Origin of the sequence: Cellulomonas marina, from assembly GCF_900111925.1 — a bacterium.
Taxonomy (GTDB): Bacteria; Actinomycetota; Actinomycetes; order Actinomycetales; family Cellulomonadaceae; genus Cellulomonas; species Cellulomonas marina.
This window is the reverse complement of sequence record NZ_FOKA01000005.1, coordinates 131615-152947: the sequence shown is the minus strand read 5'-3', so window position 1 is coordinate 152947 and position 21333 is coordinate 131615. Positions and strand designations below refer to the sequence as shown.

General features: G+C 75.1%; 18 protein-coding genes, 3 tRNA genes and 1 pseudogene. 5 read left to right on the top strand and 17 right to left on the bottom strand.

Annotated elements, in window-relative coordinates:
- Nucleotides 1-10 precede the first annotated feature (10 nt).
- Nucleotides 11-1042, top strand: coding sequence for an adenosine deaminase (locus tag BM048_RS07235; protein ID WP_090031867.1), 1032 nt, complete (start codon nt 11-13; stop codon nt 1040-1042).
- Here BM048_RS07235 and BM048_RS07230 read toward each other — a convergent pair.
- On the bottom strand, nt 1032-2171 hold the full coding sequence (locus BM048_RS07230) for a UDP-N-acetylmuramate dehydrogenase (RefSeq protein ID WP_090032110.1): 1140 nt from the start codon (nt 2169-2171) through the stop codon (nt 1032-1034). The two genes, BM048_RS07235 and BM048_RS07230, sit on opposite strands and share 11 nt — an antisense overlap.
- Before the next feature lie 133 nt (nt 2172-2304).
- Nucleotides 2305-3594, bottom strand: coding sequence for an MFS transporter (locus BM048_RS07225; protein ID WP_090031865.1), 1290 nt, complete (start codon nt 3592-3594; stop codon nt 2305-2307).
- 94 nt (nt 3595-3688) lie between these two features.
- On the opposite strand from BM048_RS07225, the pseudogene BM048_RS07220 reads away from it, so the two are divergent.
- Both BM048_RS07220 and BM048_RS07215 read left to right on the top strand, forming a co-directional pair.
- Nucleotides 3689-5454 (top strand): annotated as a pseudogene (locus BM048_RS07220) (ABC transporter ATP-binding protein).
- An 83-nt stretch (nt 5455-5537) separates the two neighbouring features.
- Nucleotides 5538-6599 carry a LacI family DNA-binding transcriptional regulator gene (locus tag BM048_RS07215; RefSeq protein WP_090031864.1) on the top strand — a complete coding sequence of 354 codons (1062 nt, stop codon included), beginning with the start codon at nt 5538-5540 and terminating at the stop codon, nt 6597-6599.
- Nucleotides 6600-6669: 70 nt separating this feature from the next.
- Here the strand turns inward: BM048_RS07215 and BM048_RS07210 are convergent, their stop codons facing one another.
- From BM048_RS07210 to BM048_RS07185, 6 genes are all read right to left on the bottom strand, one after another.
- Nucleotides 6670-7125, bottom strand: a complete 456-nt coding sequence (locus BM048_RS07210; protein ID WP_090031862.1) for a MaoC family dehydratase — start codon at nt 7123-7125, stop codon at nt 6670-6672.
- Entirely contained in the window at nt 7122-7580 is a 459-nt protein-coding gene (locus tag BM048_RS07205; RefSeq protein ID WP_090031860.1) for an FAS1-like dehydratase domain-containing protein, read from the bottom strand. Before BM048_RS07205 ends, BM048_RS07210 begins: the two co-directional genes overlap by 4 nt.
- 11 nt (nt 7581-7591) lie before the next feature.
- Entirely contained in the window at nt 7592-7762 is a 171-nt protein-coding gene (gene rpmG, locus BM048_RS07200) for a 50S ribosomal protein L33 (protein ID WP_090031858.1), read from the bottom strand.
- A 113-nt stretch (nt 7763-7875) separates the two neighbouring features.
- Nucleotides 7876-7949, bottom strand: a tRNA-Met gene (locus tag BM048_RS07195).
- Nucleotides 7950-8003: 54 nt separating this feature from the next.
- A tRNA-Thr gene (locus BM048_RS07190) sits at nt 8004-8076 on the bottom strand.
- Nucleotides 8077-8287: 211 nt separating this feature from the next.
- Nucleotides 8288-8369 (bottom strand) — tRNA-Tyr (locus tag BM048_RS07185).
- Nucleotides 8370-8572: 203 nt separating this feature from the next.
- Here BM048_RS07185 and BM048_RS07180 point away from each other — a divergent pair.
- The gene (locus BM048_RS07180) at nt 8573-9070 is read left to right on the top strand and encodes a YajQ family cyclic di-GMP-binding protein (protein WP_090031856.1); all 498 of its coding nucleotides are present in this window, start codon (nt 8573-8575) and stop codon (nt 9068-9070) included.
- A 127-nt stretch (nt 9071-9197) separates the two neighbouring features.
- Here BM048_RS07180 and htpX read toward each other — a convergent pair whose 3' ends face one another.
- Nucleotides 9198-10085 carry a zinc metalloprotease HtpX gene (gene htpX / locus BM048_RS07175; RefSeq protein WP_090031854.1) on the bottom strand — a complete coding sequence of 296 codons (888 nt, stop codon included), beginning with the start codon at nt 10083-10085 and terminating at the stop codon, nt 9198-9200.
- Nucleotides 10086-10245: 160 nt separating this feature from the next.
- Nucleotides 10246-11622, bottom strand: coding sequence for an FAD-dependent oxidoreductase (locus BM048_RS07170; RefSeq protein ID WP_090031850.1), 1377 nt, complete (start codon nt 11620-11622; stop codon nt 10246-10248).
- 240 nt (nt 11623-11862) lie between these two features.
- On the opposite strand from BM048_RS07170, the gene rarD reads away from it, so the two are divergent.
- Nucleotides 11863-12834 (top strand): EamA family transporter RarD, encoded by a 972-nt coding sequence (gene rarD, locus BM048_RS07165; protein ID WP_090031848.1) that lies wholly within the window; start codon nt 11863-11865, stop codon nt 12832-12834.
- 20 nt (nt 12835-12854) lie between these two features.
- On the opposite strand, the gene BM048_RS07160 is transcribed toward rarD, so the two are convergent.
- The 7 genes from BM048_RS07160 to BM048_RS07130 all read right to left on the bottom strand — a co-directional run bounded on the left by BM048_RS07160 (nt 12855) and on the right by BM048_RS07130 (nt 21323).
- A complete protein-coding gene (locus tag BM048_RS07160; RefSeq protein WP_239078972.1) occupies nt 12855-13724 on the bottom strand; it encodes a PP2C family protein-serine/threonine phosphatase in 870 nt (289 codons plus the stop codon).
- A 25-nt stretch (nt 13725-13749) separates the two neighbouring features.
- Nucleotides 13750-14694 carry a polyprenyl synthetase family protein gene (locus tag BM048_RS07155; RefSeq protein ID WP_175499378.1) on the bottom strand — a complete coding sequence of 315 codons (945 nt, stop codon included), beginning with the start codon at nt 14692-14694 and terminating at the stop codon, nt 13750-13752.
- Nucleotides 14695-14852: 158 nt separating this feature from the next.
- On the bottom strand, nt 14853-16553 hold the full coding sequence (nuoN, locus tag BM048_RS07150; protein WP_090031844.1) for an NADH-quinone oxidoreductase subunit NuoN: 1701 nt from the start codon (nt 16551-16553) through the stop codon (nt 14853-14855).
- Entirely contained in the window at nt 16550-18202 is a 1653-nt protein-coding gene (locus BM048_RS07145; RefSeq protein WP_139224355.1) for an NADH-quinone oxidoreductase subunit M, read from the bottom strand. Before BM048_RS07145 ends, nuoN begins: the two co-directional genes overlap by 4 nt.
- A 13-nt stretch (nt 18203-18215) precedes the next feature.
- The gene (gene nuoL / locus BM048_RS07140; RefSeq protein WP_090031842.1) at nt 18216-20213 is read right to left on the bottom strand and encodes an NADH-quinone oxidoreductase subunit L; all 1998 of its coding nucleotides are present in this window, start codon (nt 20211-20213) and stop codon (nt 18216-18218) included.
- A 7-nt stretch (nt 20214-20220) separates the two neighbouring features.
- Nucleotides 20221-20520: an NADH-quinone oxidoreductase subunit NuoK gene (gene nuoK, locus BM048_RS07135; RefSeq protein WP_090031840.1), complete on the bottom strand. Its 300-nt coding sequence runs from the start codon at nt 20518-20520 to the stop codon at nt 20221-20223.
- Nucleotides 20517-21323, bottom strand: coding sequence for an NADH-quinone oxidoreductase subunit J (locus BM048_RS07130; RefSeq protein WP_239078977.1), 807 nt, complete (start codon nt 21321-21323; stop codon nt 20517-20519). The genes nuoK and BM048_RS07130 overlap by 4 nt, the downstream gene beginning before the upstream one ends.
- Between the last annotated feature and the right edge of the window lie 10 nt (nt 21324-21333).

Sequence of the window (21333 nt, the reverse complement as noted above, 5' to 3'; positions counted from 1 at the left end):
GGATGGCGGCGTGCGGGACCTGTCGCTGCTGCCCAAGGCCCACCTCCACCTGCACTTCACCGGGTCGATGCGCCCGGCGACGCTCGCGGACCTCGCGCGCGAGCGGGGCGTCCGGCTGCCCGAGGCCCTCGTCGACGACGACCCGCTGCGCGTCCCGGCAGACGAGCGCGGGTGGTTCCGCTTCCAGCGCCTGTACGACGCCGCCCGCGCCGTCGTCCGCGGCGAGGAGGTCATGCGCCGCGTCGTCCGGGAGGCGGTCGAGGACGACGCCGCCGAGGGGTCCGGGCGCCTCGAGCTGCAGGTGGACCCCACCTCGTACGCGCCGTGGGTCGGTGGGCTGACCCCGGCGCTCGAGATCGTGCTCGACGAGGCGCGTCTCGCGGCCCGGGCCACGGGCGTCGAGGTCGGCGTCGTCGTGGCCGCGTCGCGGATGCGGCACCCGCTGGAGGCCCGGACCCTGGCGCGGCTGGCGGCGCGGCACGCGGGCGACGGCCCGGGGCAGGTCGTCGGGTTCGGCCTGTCGAACGACGAGCGCCGCGGGGAGACGGAGGACTTCGCCGGGGCCTTCGCCATCGCCCGGCGGGCCGGGCTGGCCTCCGTGCCGCACGGCGGGGAGCTGCTCGGGCCCGCGCACGTCGAGGCCGTGCTGACCCACCTGCGGCCCGACCGGCTGGGGCACGGGGTGCGGGCCGCGGAGGACCCCCGGCTGCTGGACCTGCTCGTGCAGGAGGGCGTCGCCTTCGAGGCCTGCCCGGCGTCCAACGTCTCGCTGGGGGTGTACCGCGACGAGGCCGACGTCCCGCTCCGGGCGCTGGTCGCGGCGGGGGCCACGGTGGCGCTCGGCGCGGACGACCCGCTCCTGTTCCGTTCACGGCTCGTCGACCAGTACCGCATCGCGCGTGCGCAGGGGTTCGACGACCGTGCGCTGGCGGACCTCGCGCGCGGCTCGGTGCAGGCCTCGCGCGCCTCGCCGGCTGTCCGCGCCGCGCTGCTGGCGGGGATCGACGCCTGGGTCGCGGCGCCCCACGACGTCAGAGGCTGACGCCCACCAGCACGGGTTCCGGCTCGAGGCGGACGCCGAAGCGCCGGGCCACGCCGTCGCGGACCGCACGGGCCACGCCGAGGACGTCGGCGGCCGTCGCGGCCCCGCGGTTCGTCACCGCGAGCGTGTGCTTCGTCGACAGCGAGGCCGCGCCGTGCCCCCAGCCGCGGTGGAACCCCGCGTGCTCGATGAGCCAGGCCGCGCTCGTCTTGACCCGACCCGGCTCCCCCGGCACGGGCCAGCGCGGTGCCTCGGCGGGCAGCGCGGCGGCGGCCGCCTCGTCGAGCACGGGGTTGGTGAAGAACGAGCCCGCGCTGCTGGTGTCCGCGTCCGCCGGGTCCAGGACCATGCCCTTGCCCCGCCGCAGGGCGAGGACGGCCGCGCGCACGTCGCCGAGCGGGGCGCGACCGCCGACGGGGACGTCCAGCGCCCGCGCCAGCTCGGCGTAGGTGACCGGCGCCCCGAGCGACCCGGGCCGGAGCTGGAACGTCACGTCGAGCACGACGTAGCGCGGGGTCGGCCGCCACGGCGCCCGCGGGTCGGGCGTCGCGTCCCCGCGGCGCACCGGCTCCGCGAAGCCCGGCTGCATCGACCGCTTGAGCAGCGACGTGCGGTAGCCGAACGCGAGCGTCACGAGCGGCAGCGTCCGGACGGCACCGCGTCCGCGGTCCCACACGCGCACCTGCGCGATCGTCTGCGCGACCTCCTGGCCGTATGCGCCGATGTTCTGCACGGGCGCGGCGCCCGTGGAGCCGGGGATGCCCGCGAGCGCCTCGAGCCCGACGAGCTCGTTGTCGACGACGTGGTCGACGAGGTCCTCCCACGGCGTCCCGGCGGGGACGGTCAGCGTCACGCCGGCGCAGGCGGAGGCGTCCGGCACCTGCACACCGGTGCGCACGTCCCGGACGACGAGCCCGGGGAAGCCGGCGTCCGCCACGAGGAGGTTGGAACCGCCGCCGAGGACCAGCACCGGCTCGCCGGCGGCGTCGGCGTCGCGCACGGCGGTGACGAGCTCCTCCTCGGACGTCGCCTCCACGTACCGGTCCGCCGGTCCCCCGACGTGCAGCGTCGTGAGGTCGGCCAGCAGCGGCGCACCACCGGCACCCGCTCCCCCGGCCGACGGCTGCAGCTCGGCCGGCAGGGGCGGCGGCGGGAGGAGGGCGCACGCGTCCGCGTCGGGCCCGCCGGCCGCGAGCCCGCCGACGGCGTCGAGCAGGTCGATCGTGCGAGGGGTCTCCACGCGCCCAGGCTAGTCCGCGCCGCTAGGACGCGCCCCGCACGGGTGCGGGGCCGGGCCCGTCCTCGGGAGCCGCCGCGCGCACGACGAGCAGGCTCACCACGACGGGCACGACCACCGCGAGGAGGGCCGTGCGGTACCCCACGTGCTCGGCCAGGAACCCCAGCAGCGGCGGGCCGGCGAGGAACGCCGAGTACCCGATCGTCGAGACGACGCTGACGCGCGCGGTGGCGCGGGCGGGGTCGTCGGCCGCAGCGCTCATGCCCACGGGGAACCCGAGCGCGGCGCCCAGCCCCCACGCCACGACGCCCACGAGCGCGAGCCACAGCGGCCCGACCAGGGAGAAGGCGAGCAGGCCCACGATCGCCAGCACCGCCGCCGCGCGGAGCACGGCGACGCGGCCGAACCGGTCGAGCACCCGGGTGCCGGCGATGCGGCCCACGGTCATCGCCGTGACGAACACCCCGAAGCCGACCGCCCCCACGGCGTCGGTGGTGCCGAAGCCGTCGACCACCGCGAGGCTGACCCAGTCGTTGGCGGCCCCCTCCGTCAGTGCCGCCCCCAGGACGACGAGGCCGATGAGCAGCGTGCGCGGCTCGCGCCAGGCGTCCAGGGCACCGCCGGCACCGCGTCGGGGCCCGTCCGCCGGGGCGGCCGGGTCCGCCACGCGCCCGGCGTGGTCCGGCCCGTCGGCCCCCGGTGCGGCCTCGTCCGTCCCCGGGAGGAAGGACCGCACCGCGACCGCCACCGCGACCGTCGACAGCAGCAGGACGGCGGGCAGGTGGACGACGACCGGCACGTCGAGCCCCGCGAGGACGGCCGCCAGGGCCGCCGCGGCCACGGTCCCGAAGGAGAAGCCGGCGTGGTACCGCGGCATGATCGAGCGGCCCAGGGCGCGCTCCACGGCCGCGCCCTCCATGTTCATGCTCGCGTCCCACACGCCGGTGCCGACGCCGAACAGCAGGAGGCCGGCGGCGACGACCACCACCTGCCCGAGCGCCACCCCCACGGCACCCACCGTCAGCCCGGCCGCGTTGAGCACGGCGAACGCCAGCACGGTCCGCCGCGCGCCGAGCCGCTCGACGACGAGCCCGGACAGCGGCAGCGCGACGAGGGACCCCACCGACCCGACGAGCAGGAGCAGGCCGACCTGCCCCTGGCTGAGCCCGAGGCCGTCGCGGATGGCCGGCAGGCGGGACGCCCAGCTGGCGAAGTTCAGGCCGGCGAGGAAGAACGCCGCGAAGACGGCGGCCGAGGCGCGGCCGACGACGCGCGGGGGCAGGGACGTGGCGGCGGCCGGGGTCGGGGTGGTCACCCGCCCAGCCTGCCGTGCCCACGGCGCACCGGCGGCCGGACGTCCACGTGGTAAGCGCTTTCGCGGCGGCCCTCGTTCGGCGCAGGATGGTCCCGTGCCCTCCCGCCCCCGCCTCGACCCCCTCGCGGTCGACGGCGACCGCCCCCTCCGCTCGGTCCTCCGCCTGCTCGGCCACCACCGCCGCCAGGTGCTCGTCGCCGTCGCGTTCTTCGCGGTCAAGGACGTGCCGCTGTGGCTCATGCCCGTCGTCACCGGGAAGGTCATCGACGTCCTCGTCGCCGGCGGGCCGCTGCGCGAGCTGTGGACCTGGGCCGCCGTCGCGGTCGTCACCCTGCTGCAGAACTACCCCAACCACGTGCAGTACACGAAGCGGTACATGGGCGCCGTGCGGCAGATCGGCGCCGACCTGCGGAACGGGCTGACCGCGCGGCTGCAGAGCATGTCCATCGGCTTCCACTCGCGCACCAGCGCCTCCATCGTGCAGACCAAGGTGGTGCGCGACGTGGAGAACGTCGAGCTCATGCTGCAGCAGGTCGCGCACCCGCTGCTGTCGGCGACGATGGTCGTGACCGGGGCGGTCGTCATGACGGCGCTGGCCGTGCCGCAGTTCCTGCCGGTCTACGCGCTGACGATCCCCCTGGCCGTGGTGCTGCGGTACGTCCTGGGGCTGCGGAGCCGGGAGTACAACGCCACGTTCCGGCGCGAGGTCGAGCACTTCTCGGCCCGTGTGGGCGAGATGGCCACGCTCATGCCCATCACCCGCGCGCACGGCCTGGAGCGGACGGCGCGCGAGCGTTCGCCGCCGGTGCGGAGGGCGTGCGGTCGGCCGGGCTCACGCTCGACGTGCTCAACGGGCGCTTCGCGTCCATGTCCTGGGTCGGCCTGCAGCTGCTGGGGGTCCTGTGCCTCGTGCTCGCCGCGTGGGTCTCGCTCACGGGGCTCGTGGCGGTCTCGGCCGGCGAGGTCGTGCAGATCTCGTCGTACTTCGCCCTGCTCACCGGCGCGCTGACGAACCTGCTCATGCTCCTGCCCGTCGGCGCGCGCGGGCTGGAGTCGGTGCGCTCGATCGCCGAGGTCATGCAGGAGCCGGACCTGGAGGAGAACGAGGGCCGCGCGGGCGTGGCGGAGGTGCACGGCAGGCTCACGCTGGACGCGGTCCGCTTCCGCTACCCGGAGGCCGCGCGGGACGCCCTCGTCGACGTCAGCCTGGACGTGCGGCCGGGCGAGACGGTGGCCTTCGTCGGGCCGTCGGGCTCCGGCAAGTCCACGGTGCTCAACCTCGTGCTGGGGTTCCTGCGGCCCACCGCCGGGCGCGTGCTCGTCGACGGGCAGGACACCGCCGACCTCGACCTGCGCACCGTCCGCCGCTGGGTCTCGGTCGTCCCGCAGGAGTCCGTGCTGTTCGAGGGCTCCATCCGCGACAACGTCGCCTACGGCCTGCCACGCCTGACCGACGAGCGGATCCGGCAGGCGCTCGTCGACGCGAACGCCGCGGGGCTCGTCGACGCCCTGCCCGACGGCTGGGACACCGTGGTCGGCGAGCGCGGGGCGCGGCTGTCCGGCGGGCAGCGCCAGCGCATCGCCATCGCGCGGGCGCTCGTCCGGGACCCGCGCATCCTCCTGCTCGACGAGGCCACGTTCGCGCTCGACCCCGAGTCGGAGGCCGCGGTGCAGGAGGCGCTCGGGCGGCTCATGCGCGGCCGGACGACGCTCGTCGTCGCCCACCGGCTCTCGACGATCCGCTCCGCCGACCGCATCGTCGTCCTGGACGACGCGCGGGTGGTGGAGGTCGGGACGCGCGACGGGCTCGTCGCCGCGGGCGGGCGGTACGCGCGCCTGGAGCGCGCGCAGGGGGCGTGACGTCCCGCCGCCGCCCGGTCCCCTCGCTAGGCTGACCGCCGGCGCGGAGGCCCCGCGCCGCCGGCCCGAGCAGCGGAGGTGGCATGGGGACGCGTCGACCGACGCTGGCGGACGTCGCCGGTGCCGCGGGCGTCTCCGTCTCCACGGCCTCCCTCGCCTTCTCCGGGGCCGGTCCCATCACCCCGGCGACCCGCCAGAAGGTGCTCGACGCGGCGGCCGCCCTGTCCTACGTCGGGCCCAACCCGCTGGGACGCCAGCTGCGCAGCGGGCGCTCCGGCATCGTGGGGGTGGTCGTCGGCGACGCGCTGGCGCGGGCCTTCCGCGACCCCGTGTCGGTCCAGTTCCTCGACGGACTCGTCTCCACGCTGGGACCTCTCGGGCTCGGCGTCCTGCTCATCCCCGCCTCCGAGGGCGAGGGCGCACCCGCCGTCGACCCGCTCCTGGAGTCCGCGGCGATGGACGTCGCCGTCCTCCTGTCGGGCAGCCTGCTCGAGGAGCCGCCCCGACGGACGCTCGAGCGGCGCGGGGTCCCGCTCGTCGTGCTCGAGGGCGAGCCGCCGGCGCGCGGCACCATCGTCTCGGTGACCGACCGGCAGGGCTACGCCGAGATGACGGCCGACGTCGTCGCGCTGGGGCACCGGCGCGTCGCGGTGGTCACCCTGCCCATGCGCGGGGACCGGCGCGAGGGGCCGGTGGACGCCGAGCGGGAGGCGTCCGCGACGTGGCCGGTGACGCGGCGGCGCCTGGCCGGGGTGCGGGACGCCGGCGTGGAGCCCGTCGCGGTGTGGGAGGCGCCGGCCTCGCTCGTCGAGCACGGCCGCACCGCAGGTCACGCGCTGCTGGACCGGCCCGACCGCCCGACCGCCGTCCTGGCGCAGAGCGACCTGCTGGCCTCGGGCGTCCTGCTCGCGGCGCGGGAGCTGGGCCTGCGCGTGCCCGAGGACGTCTCGGTGGCGGGCATCGACGGGATCGACCTGCCCTGGCTGGCCCCCGACGTGCTGCGGTCGGTGGTGCAGCCGCTCGCCGACAAGGGGCGGGCCGTGGGTGAGGCGGCCGCGCGGATCCTCGACGGCGAGGACCCGGAGCCGGTCGTGCTGCCGACGACGCAGCGCCTGGGCACGACGACGGGCCGGGCACCGGGCTGAGCGGAGCACCCCCGGGAGCCGGCCGACCACCCGACGCCCACGCGCCCGGCGGTGGCGGCCGCGAGGGCCGTCAGCGGAGCCGCACGACCGCCTGGGCCTTCCCGAGGACGCGCTGCCCCTCGGCGGTGACGGTCAGGTCGACGCGCGCGGTGCCGGCGTCGGCGTCGAGCGCGCCGACGGTGGCGACGACCTCGACCTGGGCGGCCCCGGGGTCCGGCACCGGGACCGGCCGCGTGAACCGCACCCCGTAGTCGACGACTGCGCCGGGGTCCCCGGCCCACGCCGTGACGACGGACGCGGCCGCGCCCATCGTCCACATGCCGTGCGCGATGACGCCGGGCAGGCCGACCTCGCGCGCGAACCGCTCGTTCCAGTGGATGGGGTTGCGGTCCCCGGACGCCGCCGCGTAGTGCACGAGCCGCGCACGGTCGACGTCGACCGTGGCGCGGGCGACCTCCTGCCCGACGACGAGATCGTCGAGCGCGGGACGGCCGACGGGGACGGCGGCCGGCGTCGGCGCGCTCATGCCGGCGCCCCCTCGTCGCCGCGGACGGCGAGCGTGGAGCGGACGGTGGCCACGGGCTCCCCCGCCTCGTCGGCGATCTCGCAGCGGGTGCTCACCATGCTCAGCCCGGCCCGGGTGGTGATCGCGTCGACGTGCAGGACGGTCACGAGCCGGTCGCCCGCGTGGATCGGCCGGTGGTGGGTGAAGCGCTCGTCGGCGTGCACGACGCGGCTGAAGTCGATCCCAGCAGCGGGGTCCTGGACGAGCTGGGCCTCGGCGCGCTGGGCGACGACGACCGCGTAGGTGGGCGGTGCGACGACGTCCGGGTGACCGAGCGCCCGGGCCGCCGCGGCGTCGACGTGGGCCGGGTGCGCGGAGCCGACGGCCTCGGCGAACTCGCGCAGGGCCTCGCGCCCCACCTCGTAGGGCGCCGTGGGCGGGTAGACCCGCCCGGCGTACCCGGGGTCGACCGCCACGGCGCGCGGGGTCAGCGGGTCTCGCGGTGGACCGTGTGCTTGTTCTCGCGCGGGCAGAACTTCTTCATCTCGAGCCGGTCGGGGTTGTTCCGACGGTTCTTCTTCGTGATGTAGTTCCGCTCCTTGCACTCCGTGCACGCGAGCGTGATCTTCGGACGGACGTCCTGGGACTTGCTGGCCATGGCCTTGCCACCTCTCGCGCCTGCGGCGCCTGCTGCTGGACTCGCGACGCGCCGGCCGACGCGCTGCATGCGGTGGTCCCGGTGGCGCCGTGCACCACCGGGACCGGGAGCGGTAGCGGGAGCGGGGTTCGAACCCGCGACCTCACGATTATGAGTCGTGCGCTCTCACCAACTGAGCTACCCCGCCTCGCGCACCGCCTCCGGCCGCCGCAGGGGCGGGACCGCTGGAGGACGTGCACAGAGCCCCGAAAGGGAATCGAACCCTTGACCTTCTCCTTACCATGGAGACGCTCTGCCGACTGAGCTATCGGGGCAGCGTCGACCAAGATACACGGCCCTGCGGCCGCCACGAAATCGCCGTCGGGCCGGCGCCGGGCTCGTGGGAGGTGCGTGCCGGGCCGGCCGTGCAGCTGGGTCGCCCGCAGCGGCGCCTGTCGTGGCGCGGTTGCGACACGGTGCCGACCCGGCCGAGTCGCGACGCACGACGGCCCGGACCTGGTCGGGTCCGGGCCGTCGTCGCTGCGGTGGCGGGTGAGGGATTCGAACCCCCGTAGGCGTTGCCAGCTGATTTACAGTCAGCCCCCTTTGGCCACTCGGGTAACCCGCCGCGGCGGTAGGAGACCTTACCCGACGCGACGCGGTGCTGCGGACACGGTCCGCGCGCGGACCGTCCCCAGCCCCGCGCGATCGTCCGCCCCCCGTGCCGACGGGCCCCGGCGCGCGCGGTCGTGGCAGGCTGGCCGCGGCCGGGCACGCGCCCGGAGCACCGTCCCGCGGGCCTCACCGGCCCCCGACCCCAGGAGGCGCCCCGTGGCCTCGGACTCCTCGTTCGACGTCGTCAGCAAGGTCGACCGGCAGGAGGTCGACAACGCCCTCAACCAGGCCGCCAAGGAGATCGCGCAGCGCTACGACTTCAAGGGTGTCGGCGCGTCGATCGACTGGAGCGGTGAGAGCGTCCTGCTCGTCGCCAACTCCCCCGAGCGCGTGCTCGCCGTGCTCGACGTCTTCCAGACCAAGCTCATCAAGCGCGGCATCTCGCTCAAGGCGCTCGACCTCGGCGACGGCGAGCCCAAGCCGTCCGGCAAGGAGTACCGGCTCGTCGCCGGGATCAAGGAGGGGCTGTCGAGCGAGATCGCCAAGAAGCTCGCCAAGCTCCTGCGCGACGAGGCGCCGAAGACCGTCAAGGCGCAGATCCAGGGCGACGAGCTGCGCGTGTCCAGCAAGAGCCGCGACGACCTCCAGGCCGCCATCGCCCTGCTGAAGGACGCCGACGTCGACGCGGCGCTCCAGTTCGTCAACTACCGCTGAACGGCCGCCGCCAGGACCGCTGGGACGACCGCTGACGCGACGACGGCCCGTGAGCCCTCGCGGGGCTCGCGGGCCGTCCGGTCATGGCAGGTCGCCGCGGTCGCGCCCCACGGTGCTCGCGACGAGGTCAGTAGCGCGTGATGCCGCCCGCGGGGCCGCCGGCCATGGCCTGCAGCCGCGCGATGCGGTCCTCCATCGGCGGGTGCGTGGCGAACATGCGCGCCATGCCGCCGCCGCGGAACGGGTTGGCGATCATGAGGTGCGAGACGTTGACGAGCTCGCGGTCCTGCGGGAGCGGGCGGGCCTGCGTCCCCCGGGACAGCTTGGCCAGCGCCGAGGCCAGCGCCAGGGGGTCGCCGGTCAGGCGCGCCCCGTCCTCGTCGGCGTCGTACTCCCGGGTGCGGCTGATGGCGAGCTGGACGAGCGTGGCGGCCAGCGGCGCCAGGAACGCCAGCAGCAGGCCGACGAGGGGGTTGGCCGGCCGCTCGCGGTCGCCCCCGCCGCCGAAGAACATGGCGAACTGCGCCAGGGACGTCACGACGCCCGCGATGGCCGCCGCCACGGACGACGTGAGGATGTCGCGGTTGTAGACGTGCATGAGCTCGTGGCCGAGGACGCCGCGCAGCTCCCGCTCGTCGAGCAGCTGCAGGATGCCGTCCGTGCAGCAGACGGCGGCGTTCTGCGGGTTGCGCCCCGTGGCGAACGCGTTGGGCGCCGACGTGGGCGAGACGTACAGCCGCGGCATGGGCTGGTTGGCCGTCGTCGACAGCTCCCGCACGATCCGGTACATGGCCGGCTGCTCGAGCTCGCTGACGGGGCGGGCCCGCATCGCGCGGATCGCGATGGTGTCCGACTTCCAGTACGAGACGAACGTCATGACGACGCCGATGGCCCCGAACAGCAGCGCGTAGCGGCCCGTGCCCCCGCCGACCACCCAGCCGATGCCGAGCAGCACGGCCCACAGCACGCCGAACAGCGCGGCGGTCTTCAGCCCGTTGTAGTGCCGGTGACCCATCGTGGTGCGCTCTCCTCCGTCGTCGGGCCGGCCCCGCACGCGCGGGCGCGCAGGACCGTCGACGTCAGAACGCGCCGTGCCCCCCGCACGTTCCCGACCCCGGGGACGGGGGCGGGACGCACAGGGGGCACGCAGGCGGGAGCTGCGGGACGGCCAGCCGTCAGACGCGACGCCCGAGCGAGATCTCGACCATGTCCTCGCGCGGCACGAGCTTGACCCGCTCGCGGCCGTGGGGCTGGCCGAGGGACCGCTCGTACGCGTCGAGCAGCTCCCAGCCCTTCCAGTCGATCGGCTCGACCCCGCGGGCGCGCAGGAAGGTGGTGACGGCCTCCGGGTCGCGCTCGACGGCGGTGTACGCGGCCTCCCCGCCCGTGGCGACGTCCTCCGCGAGGTTCCGGATGGTCTCCGTGGCGTCCGACTTCGTGTGGCCGATGAGGCCGACGGGGCCGCGCTTGATCCAGCCCGTGGCGTAGATGCCGGGCAGGTGCTCCCCCTCGGGGTCGACCACGCGGCCGCCACGGTTGGGGATGACCCCCGCCGCGTCGTCGAAGGGGATGTCGGGCAGCGGCGAGCCGAAGTAGCCCACCGCGCGGTACACCGCGCCGACCGGCCAGTCGTGCGTCTCGCCCGTGCCGCGGACCGTGCCGTCGCCGACGAGCTCCGTGCGCTCCGTCCGCAGCGCGACGACCTTGCCGTCCTCGCCCAGCACCTCGACCGGCGCGTGCAGGAAGTGGAGGTGGATGCGGCGGCTCGCCGTCAGCTCCTCCGGCTCGCGCAGCGTCCAGTCCGTGAGCGTCTTGACGACCTGCTTCGTCTGGTTCGACGACTTGATCGCCTGGTTCGACCCCTCGTCGAAGTCGAAGTCCTCGGGGTACACGACGACGTCGACGTCCGGGACGTGCCCGAGCTCGCGCAGCTCCAGCGGCGAGAACTTGACCTGCGCGGGGCCGCGGCGCGCGAACACGTGCACGTCCGTGACCGGGGAGGCCTTCAGCTGCTCGTAGACGTTGGCCGGGACCTCGGTCGGCAGCAGGTCGTCCGCGTGCTTGGCCAGCACGCGCGCCACGTCCAGCGCCACGTTGCCGGCGCCGATGACGGCGACGACCTCGTCGTCCAGCGGCCAGGTGCGCGGGACGTCCGGGTGCCCGTCGTACCAGGACACGAAGTCCGCGGCGCCGTAGGAGCCCTCGAGGTCGATGCCCGGGACCGGCAGGTCGGCGTCGCGGATAGAGCCGGTCGAGAAGATGATGGCGTCGTAGAACTGGCGCAGCTCCTCGAGCTTGACGTCCGTCCCGTAGTCGACGTTCGCCAGCAGGCGGATGTCCCCCCGCTGCAGGATGTTGTGCAGCGCGACGATGATCTGCTTGATGCGGGGGTGGTCGGGGGCCACGCCGTAGCGGACGAGGCCGAACGGCGCCGGGAGGCGCTCGAACAGGTCGATGCTCACGTCCAGGTCGGTCTTGGCCAGGATGTCCGCGGCGTAGATGCCGGCGGGACCGGCGCCGACCACGGCGACGCGCAGGGTGGGTGTGCTCACGGCTCTTCTCACGTTTCGGGACGGGCGTCCGGGCGGTATGAGACCGCCGATGAGTATAGGCAAGCCTCACCCGGCCCGTCCTGAGACGTCCCTGTCCGTGGACACCGGCTGCCTGACCTGCGACATCGCCCATGGGGTACGCCGGTGAGCCGTCCATGTGGTGGACGCGCTCCTTCCGCTCCTCGGACCGCTCGCCGGAGGCCGACGGGCTCGGCCGGTCGCGCCGCGTAGGGTCGGGCGGTGCCAGGACGACTCTCCCCCGCCCCGACAGCCGCCTCGACCGCAGCCCGGGGCACCACCGGCCGCACCGGCCTGGTCACCGGGATCGGGGCGTACGTGCTGTGGGGCGCGATGCCCCTGTACTTCCCCCTGCTGCGTCCTGCCGGGCCCGTCGAGATCATCGCGCACCGGGTCGTGTGGTCCGTGCTGTTCTGCACCGTCCTCGTGCTGGCGACCCGCACGACCGGGGCGGTCCGGGCGCTGCTGCGCGACCGGCGCACCCTCGGCGTCCTGGCCGTCGCGGCGGTGCTGCTGGCGGCGAACTGGCTCGTCTTCGTCCTCGGCGTGCTCACGGGGCACACCGTCGACGCGGCGCTCGGCTACTTCATCAACCCGATCGTCACGGTGGGCCTGGCCGTGCTCGTGCTCGGGGAGCGGCTGCGGCCCGTGCAGTGGGCGGCCCTGGGCCTCGGGGCGCTGGCCGTGCTCGTCATCGCCGTCGGCCTCGGGACCCTGCCGTGGGTGGCCCTCACGCTCGCCGCGACGTTCGGGCTCTACGGCCTGCTGAAGTCGCGGCTCGGCGCCACCGTCGGGGCCGTCCCCGGCCTGACCGTCGAGACGCTGGTGCTGGCGCCGGTCGCGCTGGCGTTCCTCGTCGGCCTGCACCTGACCGGCGGGGGCACCTTCGCCGCGCACGGCACGGCGAACGCGGTGGCTCTGGCGTCGACCGGGGTCGTCACCGCCCTGCCGCTGCTCCTGTTCAACACGGCGGCGCGGCGCCTGCCGCTGTCCGTCGTCGGGCTGCTGCAGTACATCACCCCGACGCTGCAGTTCCTCGTCGGGGTGCTCGTCCAGCACGAGACGATGCCGCCGGCCCGCTGGTGGGGTTTCGCGCTGGTGTGGGCGGCGCTCGTCGTGCTGTCGGTGGACGGCCTGCGGCACGGGCGGCGCGCGGCCCTCGCGGCCCGGCGCGAGGCGAGCACGGCGGCCTGACCCCGGCACGCGCGTGCTGCTCAGGTCACGTCGACGACGACCACCGTGACGTTGTCGCGCCCTCCGGCGGCCAGCGCCGCCGCGACCAGCGCCTCCGCCGTCGCCTGCGGGTCGTCGCCCTCGGCCAGCAGTGCGGCGATCCGCGCGTCGTCGAGCTCGTCCGTGAGCCCGTCCGAGCAGGACAGGACGCGGTCCCCCGGTGCCGCGGGCACGGCACGCACGTCGTGCGGCCCGGGGCGCAGCGGTGCCCCCGCACCCAGTGCGCGCGTGATGACGTGGCGGCGCGGGTCGCTGCGGGCCTCCGCGGCGGTGAGGAGGCCGGCCCGCTCGAGCTCGGCGACGAGCGTGTCGTCGCCCGTCAGCCGTTCCAGCGCGCCGTGCGCCCAGCGGTACGTGCGCGAGTCCCCGACGTTCACGACGAGCCACGCCGGCGGGACCTGCCCGCCCGGAACCACCAGCACCACGCCCGTCACGGTGGTGCCCGGGGCGCGGTCCGGTCCGGTCGCCAGGGCCGCGACCGCCGCGTGCGCGTCGGCGAGGGCTGCGCGGACGGCGGCGGCGCGGTCCGCCACGTCGGGTCCGCCCGGGGGCGGTGCGGTCGAGTCCGCGGCGGCGGGGACGTCCGAGTCGGTCCCGTCGTCGGCGTCGAGCCGGCGCAGCGCCCGGAGCGCCGCCGCGCTGGCGGCGGCGCCGTCCTCGTGGCCGCCCATGCCGTCGGCGACGAGGAACACCCGCCGCCCGACGAGGGCGCCGTCCTGGTTGTCCGGCCGCCGGTACCCGGGGTGCGTCGCCGAGCCGACCCGCAGGTGCGGGCGCCAACCCGAGGCGTCCGCGGGCGGCACGTCCCCGCCGTCGGTGGGCTCGTCGCCCACGCCCACGCCCCCGCTCACGCCGCCCCCTACCGCGCCGGACCGGTCAGGACGCCCGGTCGACCAGGGAGTCCGCGAAGGCGACGAGCGCGTCCTTGACCGCGCCGGGCGGCAGCGGGTCCAGCCGCTCGACGGCCTGGCGCGCGAGCACCACCGCACGCTCCCGCGTCTGCTCGACGACGTCGTGCGCGCGCAGCGCCTCGACGGCCTCGGTGAGGGCGGCGTCGGTGCTGAGGTCGGCGTCGAGCAGCGCCAGGACGTCCCGGTCCCCGCTGGAGGCGCCGGGGCGCGCGGCGCGGGCCCGCAGGAGCAGCGCGGGCATGGTCGGGACGCGGTCGCGCAGGTCGGTGCCGGGCGTCTTGCCGGTGGTCGCCGCGTCGGAGGTGAGGTCGATGACGTCGTCGGCGAGCTGGAAGGCCACGCCGACCGTCTCCCCGAAGGCCTGCACGGTGGCGACCACGTCCGGCCGGCACCCCGCGAACATGGCGCCGAAGCGCGCGGCCGTGGCGATGAGCGACGCCGTCTTGTCCGCCAGCACCTGCAGGTAGTGGTCGACGGGGTCCTCGCCGGGGTTCGGCCCCACCGTCTCGTGGAGCTGCCCGAGGCAGAGCCGCTCGAACGTCGCGGCCTGGATGCGCACCGCCTCCGGGCCGAGCCCGGCCACCGTCGACGAGGCCCGCGCGAACAGCAGGTCGCCGGTGAGGATGGCCACCGAGTTGCCCCACACCTCGTGCGCGGCCGGCGCACCGCGGCGCAGGGGCGCGGCGTCCATGACGTCGTCGTGGTACAGCGTCGCGAGGTGGGTGAGCTCGACGACCACGGCGGCGTCGAGCACCTCGCGACGTGACCCGTCGCCCAGCTCGGCCGTGAGGAGGGTCAGCAGCGGGCGCAGCCGCTTGCCGCCCGCGTTGACCAGGTGCCGCGACGCCTCGTCGGCGAGGCGGTCGTTCTGCGTGACGACGTCGCGCAGGCGCTCCTCGACGACGGTCATGCGCCCCTCGAGCCGCGACGAGAGCGCGGCGTCCACGATGGGCAGGGTGGTCGGCGAGGTCACGGGACGAACCTACTTTCCCGCGACCGCGCCGGGCACATCGGTCCACCGCCGGTCACAGCAGCCGGTCGTCCTCGCGCCGGGCGTCATGCGGGTGGTCACGGCAGGAACACCGCCGCGGACCCGACGAGGTCGAGCACCGGCTGGGGCAGCACGCCGAGCAGCACCGTGCCGATCAGGCAGACCACCACGGTCACGGCGGTGAGCCCCTGCGACGTGGCGACCGCGGTGCGGGTGGCGGCGGGCCGCGCCGCGACGAGCGTGCCCGTCCCGGCGGTCCCGAGGGCCGTCGCTCCGGTGCCGGTGGCCGCGTCGGACGGGCTCCCGGCGGTGGCGTCGTCGACGAGCAGCACCTCGTCGGCGGGCAGGGCCTCGTCGGCGGGAGGGGTGAAGTACATCCGCACGATGACGCGCACGTAGAAGTACGCGGCCGCCGCGGAGGCCAGCACGCCGACGAGCGCGAGCGGCCAGGCACCGCCGTCGACGGCCGCGGAGAACACCGAGAACTTGCCGAGGAAGCCGCCCGTCAGCGGGATGCCCGCGAAGGACAGGAGGAACACGGAGAACGCGAGCGCCAGCACGGGGCTGCGGCGCGCCAGGCCGTCCCACGCCGACAGGTCCGCCGCCTCGAGCTGCGCCCCGCCGCTGCGGCCCTGACGGACCAGGCTGACCACCGCGAAGGCGCCGACCGTCGCCACGCCGTAGGCCAGGAGGTAGAAGAGCGTGCCGCTCACGCCGCGCTCGTCGAGCGCGACGACGCCCGTGAGCAGGAATCCGGCATGGGCGACCGAGGAGTAGCCGAGCATCCGCTTGACGTCGGTCTGCACCATCGCGACCACCGTCGCCGCGACCATGGTGACGATCGCGACGCCCCACAGCACGGGCGCCAGGTCCCACTGCAGGCCCGGGACCACGACGTAGACGAACCGCAGCAGGGCGCCGACCGCGGCCACCTTCGTGCACGCGGCCATGAAGGCCGTCACCGGCGTGGGCGCACCCTGGTACACGTCGGGCGTCCAGGAGTGGAAGGGCATCGCGCCGACCTTGAACAGGAGCCCGACCAGCACGAGGACCGACCCCAGGACCAGCAGCCCGTCGAGGGGCGACGGCGTCGCCGTGGCCGCGGCGATGTCCGCGTACCGCAGCGAGCCGCTGTACCCGTACAGCAAAGCGACGCCGAACAGCAGCACCGCCGAGGCGAAGGCCCCCAGGAGGAAGTACTTGAGCGAGGCCTCCTGCGACAGCAGCCGCCGCTCGCGCGCGGTGCCCGAGAGCAGGTACAGCGGCAGGGACAGCACCTCGAGCGCGACGAACAGCGTCAGCAGGTCGCCCGCCGCCGGGAACACGAGCATCCCCCCGGTGGCGAACAGCACGAGCGGGTAGACCTCGGTCTGCTGCAGCCCCTTCTCGCGTGCCAGCCGCTCGGCCTCGGAGCCGGGGACGGTCGCGACCGACGGCGCGATCGCGCCCTGGCCGGCGCGCGTGCGGTCCGCGAGCACGAGCAGGGACAGCAGCGCGAGCACGGCCACGACGGCCTGGCAGACGAGCGCCGGACCGTCGACGACGAGCGACCCACCGAGCACGGCCGTCCCGCCGGTCCGCTCGACGCCGCCCCAGAGCAACCCGACGGCGACGAGCGCGCCGAGGAGCGCGAGCAGCGCCAGGACGACCTGCACGAGCCGGCGTGCGCGGGCCGGCACGAAGGCCTCCACGAGCACGCCGACCACGGCGGCGCCGAGCACGACGAGCACGGGGCTCAGGGCGCCCCAGGCCACCTCCGGTGCGGTGAAGCCGTTCACCCCTCGCCCCCCTCGTCCGTGCCGTCGGTGGTGCCATCGGCGGTGCCGTCGGTGCTGCCATCGGCGGTGCCGTCTGTGGTGCTGCCGGTGCTGCCGTCGTCGGTGCCGCCACCGGCGTCCGCCACGAGCCCCTGACGGACCGGGTCCTGCTCGCCGACCTGCTCGAGCGTGAGCTGCGCGGGTGGTCGGACGAGGTCGAGCGCCGGTCCGGGCGCGAAGCCCAGGACGAGCATGAGGACGACGAGCGGCGCCACCGCCCAGCGCTCCCGGGCGCCGACGTCGCGCATCGTCGCCAGCTCCGCCGTCTCGGGACGGGGGCCGGTGAACACCCGCTGGTAGGTCCACAGCACGTAGACCGCGGCGAGGACCACGCCGAGCGAGGCGACGACGGCCGCCGCGGGGTGCCGCGTGAACGTCCCCACCAGGACCGCGAACTCGCTGACGAACGTCGACAGACCCGGCAGCGAGAGCGCCGACAGCCCGCTGACGAGGAACAGCCCCGCCAGCACGGGGACCACGCGCTGCAGCCCGCCGAAGTCCTCGATGCGCTGCGACCCGCGCCGGGCGACGAGGTACCCGCCGAGCAGGAACAGCGCCCCCGTCGAGAGGCCGTGGTTGACCATGTAGAACGAGGAGCCGGCGACGGACGTCGACGTGAGGGCGAAGATGCCGAGCACGATGAAGCCGAAGTGCGACACCGAGGTGTAGGCGATGAGGCGCATGAGGTCCCGCTGCCCGATCGCGAGCACGGCGCCATACAGGACCGACAGGACCGCGAGGGCGACGACGACCGGCGCCGCCCACCGCGAGGCCTCCGGGAACAGCGGCAGGCACAGCGTGAGCATCCCGAAGGTGCCCACCTTGTCCAGCACCCCGACGAGCAGCGTGGACGTCCCGGCCGGCGCCTGCTCCGCGGCGTCGGGCAGCCAGGTGTGCACCGGCACCATCGGCGCCTTGATGGCGAAGGCCAGGAAGAACGAGCAGAACAGGAGGCGCTCGGTCGTCGTCGACAGCTGCGTCCCCACGAGGTTCTCGACGAGGAAGCCCTCGTCGCCACCCGGTCCCGCGAGGTACAGCGTGATGACGCCAGCGAGCATGACGAGCCCGCCGAGCAGCGAGTAGACGAGGAACTTCACCGCGGCAGCACCGCGCCGGGGGCCGCCGTAGCCGCCGATCATGAAGTAGACGGGGATGAGCATCGCCTCGAACAGCACGTAGAACAGGAACAGGTCCCGCGCGCTGAACACCCCGACGATGAACGCCTCGAGCAGCAGCACCAGGGCCAGGTAGCTGCGCAGGCGGTCGGTGGCGGCGCCGGCGGAGCCCTGCTCGCGCCAGGCCGCGAGAACCACCAGCGGGACCAGCACCACCGACATGAGGACGAGCGCGAGGCCGACCCCGTCGACGCCGACGGCGTAGGAGGCGCCGATCGCGGGGATCCACGCGTGCTGCTCGACGAGCTGGTGGGTGCCGGCGTCGGCGGTGTCGAAGGCGGCCAGCGCGCCGACGCCGAGCGCGACCTCGCCGAGCGCCACGACGAGCGCGAGCTCGCGGGCCCGGCTGCGGGCACCGGCGGGCAGCACCCACAGGAGCACCGCACCGAGGACGGGCAGCACCACGAGGGCGGTGAGCCAGGGGAAGGAGGTCATCGTGCTCCCGCTCTCAGGCCTGCAGGGCCAGGACGACGCCGGCGAGCACGACGACCCCGAGGAGCGTCGTGGCGGCGTAGGACCGGACGAGACCCGTCTGCACGCGGCGCGCGAGGGCGCCCGAGCCGACGGCCAGCCGCCCGACGCCGACCGCGGCGCCGTCGACGGCGGTCCGGTCGGCGACGACCAGGCCCCCCGTCAGGGCCCGGCCGGGGCCGACGAGCACGGCGTCGTTGACGGCGTCCTGGTACAGGTCGGCCCGCGCCGCCCGCGTGAGCGGGGAGCCTGCAGGGGCCGCGACCGGCACCTCGTCGCGGACGTACCGCAGGTACGCCAGCACGAGGCCGGCGCCGACCGCCAGCAGCGTGAGCGTCGTGATCACCGGCACGGACAGCACCGGCTCCTCGTGCTCGGCGTGCCCGGTGACGGGCTCGAGCCAGGTGGTGAAGCCCGTCGTCGCCAGGACCAGGCCGAGCGCCACGGACCCGGCGGCGAGCACGATCATCGGCCAGCGCATGAGGGCGGGCGCCTCGTGCGGGTGATGCCCCGCGGCGTGGGCACCCGATGCGTGGGCGCCTGACGCGTTCGCACCCGCGGTACGGGCGCCCGCGGCACGGGCGGTCGCCGCACGGGCCTCCTCCTCCGGGACGTCCCAGCGGGGGCGGCCGAAGAAGGTCATGAAGAACAGCCGCGACATGTAGAACGCGGTGACGCCCGCACCGAGCAGCGTGACGGCCCCGAACACCCAGGCCCTCCACGGCTGCCCGTCGACGGGCACGAAGGCCGCCTCGATGATCTTGTCCTTGCTGAAGAAGCCCGCGAACGGAGGGACGCCGAGGATCGCCAGCCAGCCGAGCCCGAACGTCACCACCGTCACCTTGAGGTACCGCGCCAGGCCGCCGAACCGCCGCATGTCGACGGAGTCCGCCATGGCGTGCATGACGGAGCCGGCGCCGAGGAACAGGCCCGCCTTGAAGAACCCGTGGGTCACCAGGTGGAAGATCGCGTAGGCGTAGCCGACCGGGCCCAGGCCGGCGGCCAGCATCATGTAGCCGATCTGCGACATGGTCGAGGCGGCCAGCGCCTTCTTCAGGTCGTCCTTCGCGCAGCCCACGACCGCGCCGTAGACCAGCGTCACGGCCCCGACGACCACGACCACGAGCTGGGCCGTCGGCGCGCCGTCGAAGACCGGCGCCGACCGCACGACGAGGTAGACGCCGGCGGTGACCATCGTGGCGGCGTGGATGAGGGCGGAGACCGGCGTCGGGCCGGCCATCGCGTCACCGAGCCAGCTCTGCAGCGGGACCTGCGCCGACTTGCCGCAGGCGGCTAGCAGCAGCATGAGGCCGATGGCGGTGAGCCAGCCCTCGGAGACCGCCCCGCCGGCGGCCGCCGCGTGCACCTGCGTGAAGCCGACCGAGCCCGTCGCGGCGAGCATGAGCCCCATCGCGACGATGAGGCCGATGTCGCCCACCCGGTTGGCGACGAACGCCTTCTTGCCGGCCACCGCGTAGGCGGTGTTGTGGTTCCAGAAGCCGATGAGCAGGTAGGACGCCAAGCCCACGCCCTCCCAGCCGACGAACAGCAGCAGGTAGCTGTCGGCCAGGACGAGCAGCAGCATCGCGGCGACGAAGAGGTTGAGGTAGGCGAAGAACCGGCGGCGGGACGCGTCGTGCTCCATGTACGCCACGGAGTAGACGTGGATGAGCGTGCCGACGAAGGTCACGAGCAGCACGAACGTGATCGACAGGGGGTCGACGCGCAGCCCGAGGTCGACGGCGAGCTGCCCGGCGTCGAACCAGCGGCCGAGCGTGACGTCGAGGACGCGGGCCTCGGCGTCGCGCCCGAGCAGCTCGAGCGCCAGCACCGCGCCGATGACGAACGACGCGGCGGAGGCGAGCACGCCGAGCCAGTGCCCCCAGCGGTCGGTGGCACGGCCGAGGACGAGGAGGACCGCGGCGGAGGCCAGCGGGACCGCGACGAGCAGCGCCGCGAGGAGGTCGAGGGACACCGCCGGTTCAGCCCTTCATGAGGTTGACGTCGTCGACCGAGGCCGACTGCCGGGTCCGGAAGATCGCGACGATGATCGCGAGCCCTACGACGACCTCCGCCGCGGCGACGACCATGACGAAGAACGCCAGCGTCTGGCCGACGAGGTCGCCGTTCATCCGGCTGAAGGTGACGAGGGCGAGGTTCGTCGCGTTGAGCATGAGCTCGACGCCCATGAACGCGATGACCGCGTTGCGGCGCAGCAGCACCGTCATCGCCCCGATCGTGAACAGGACCGCGGACAGCACGAGGTAGTTCGAGGGGTTCACCGCCGGCTCCCCTCGTCGGCATCGGCGGCGGGGAGCACCGGCGGCGCGTCCGCGGCCTGGCCGCGCGCGCGCAGCACCCGGGACACCGAGTGCTCCAGGGGCCGGCCCTGCGGGTCGAGCGCGGGGACGTCCATCGCGTTGCGCTGCGCGTACACGCCGGGCGCCGGCGGCGGGGTGAGGGTGGCGCCGGCCTTCACGCGGGCGTCGGCGCGCTCGCGCTGGCCCCGCCGCGGCAGCAGGCGCTCGTGGTGGGTGAGCACCAGGGCGCCGAGGGCGGCCGTGACGAGCAGCGCGCCGACGACCTCGAAGGCGAAGACGTACTCCCCGAACACCAGCCGGGCCACCCCGACGGGGTTGGAGTCCGCGTTGGCCTCGGCCAGGCCCGTCGCGGGCGCGTAGACCGTGCCCCCGACCACGCCGACGAGGACGGCCCCGAGCCCGACGCCCGCCAGCCAGCCGATCCACCGCTGGCCCCGGATGGTCTCCACCAGGGTGTCGGAGGCGTCGACCCCGACGAGCATGAGGACGAACAGGAACAGCATCATCACGGCCCCCGTGTAGACGACCACCTGGACGATCCCGAGGAACACCGCGTCCTGCGCGACGTAGAGGAACGCCAGGCTGATCATCACGAGCACCACCGACAGGGCGGCGTGCACGGCCTTGCGCGCGAACAGCAGGCCGAGCGCCGCGACGACCATGACGGGTGCGATCACCCAGAAGAGGACGGCCTCGCCGGTCGTCGTGCGCCCGGTCTCGGTAAGTGTCTCGGCGAGCGCGGTGAGGACCGGCGCCGATCCCAGGACCGGCGCC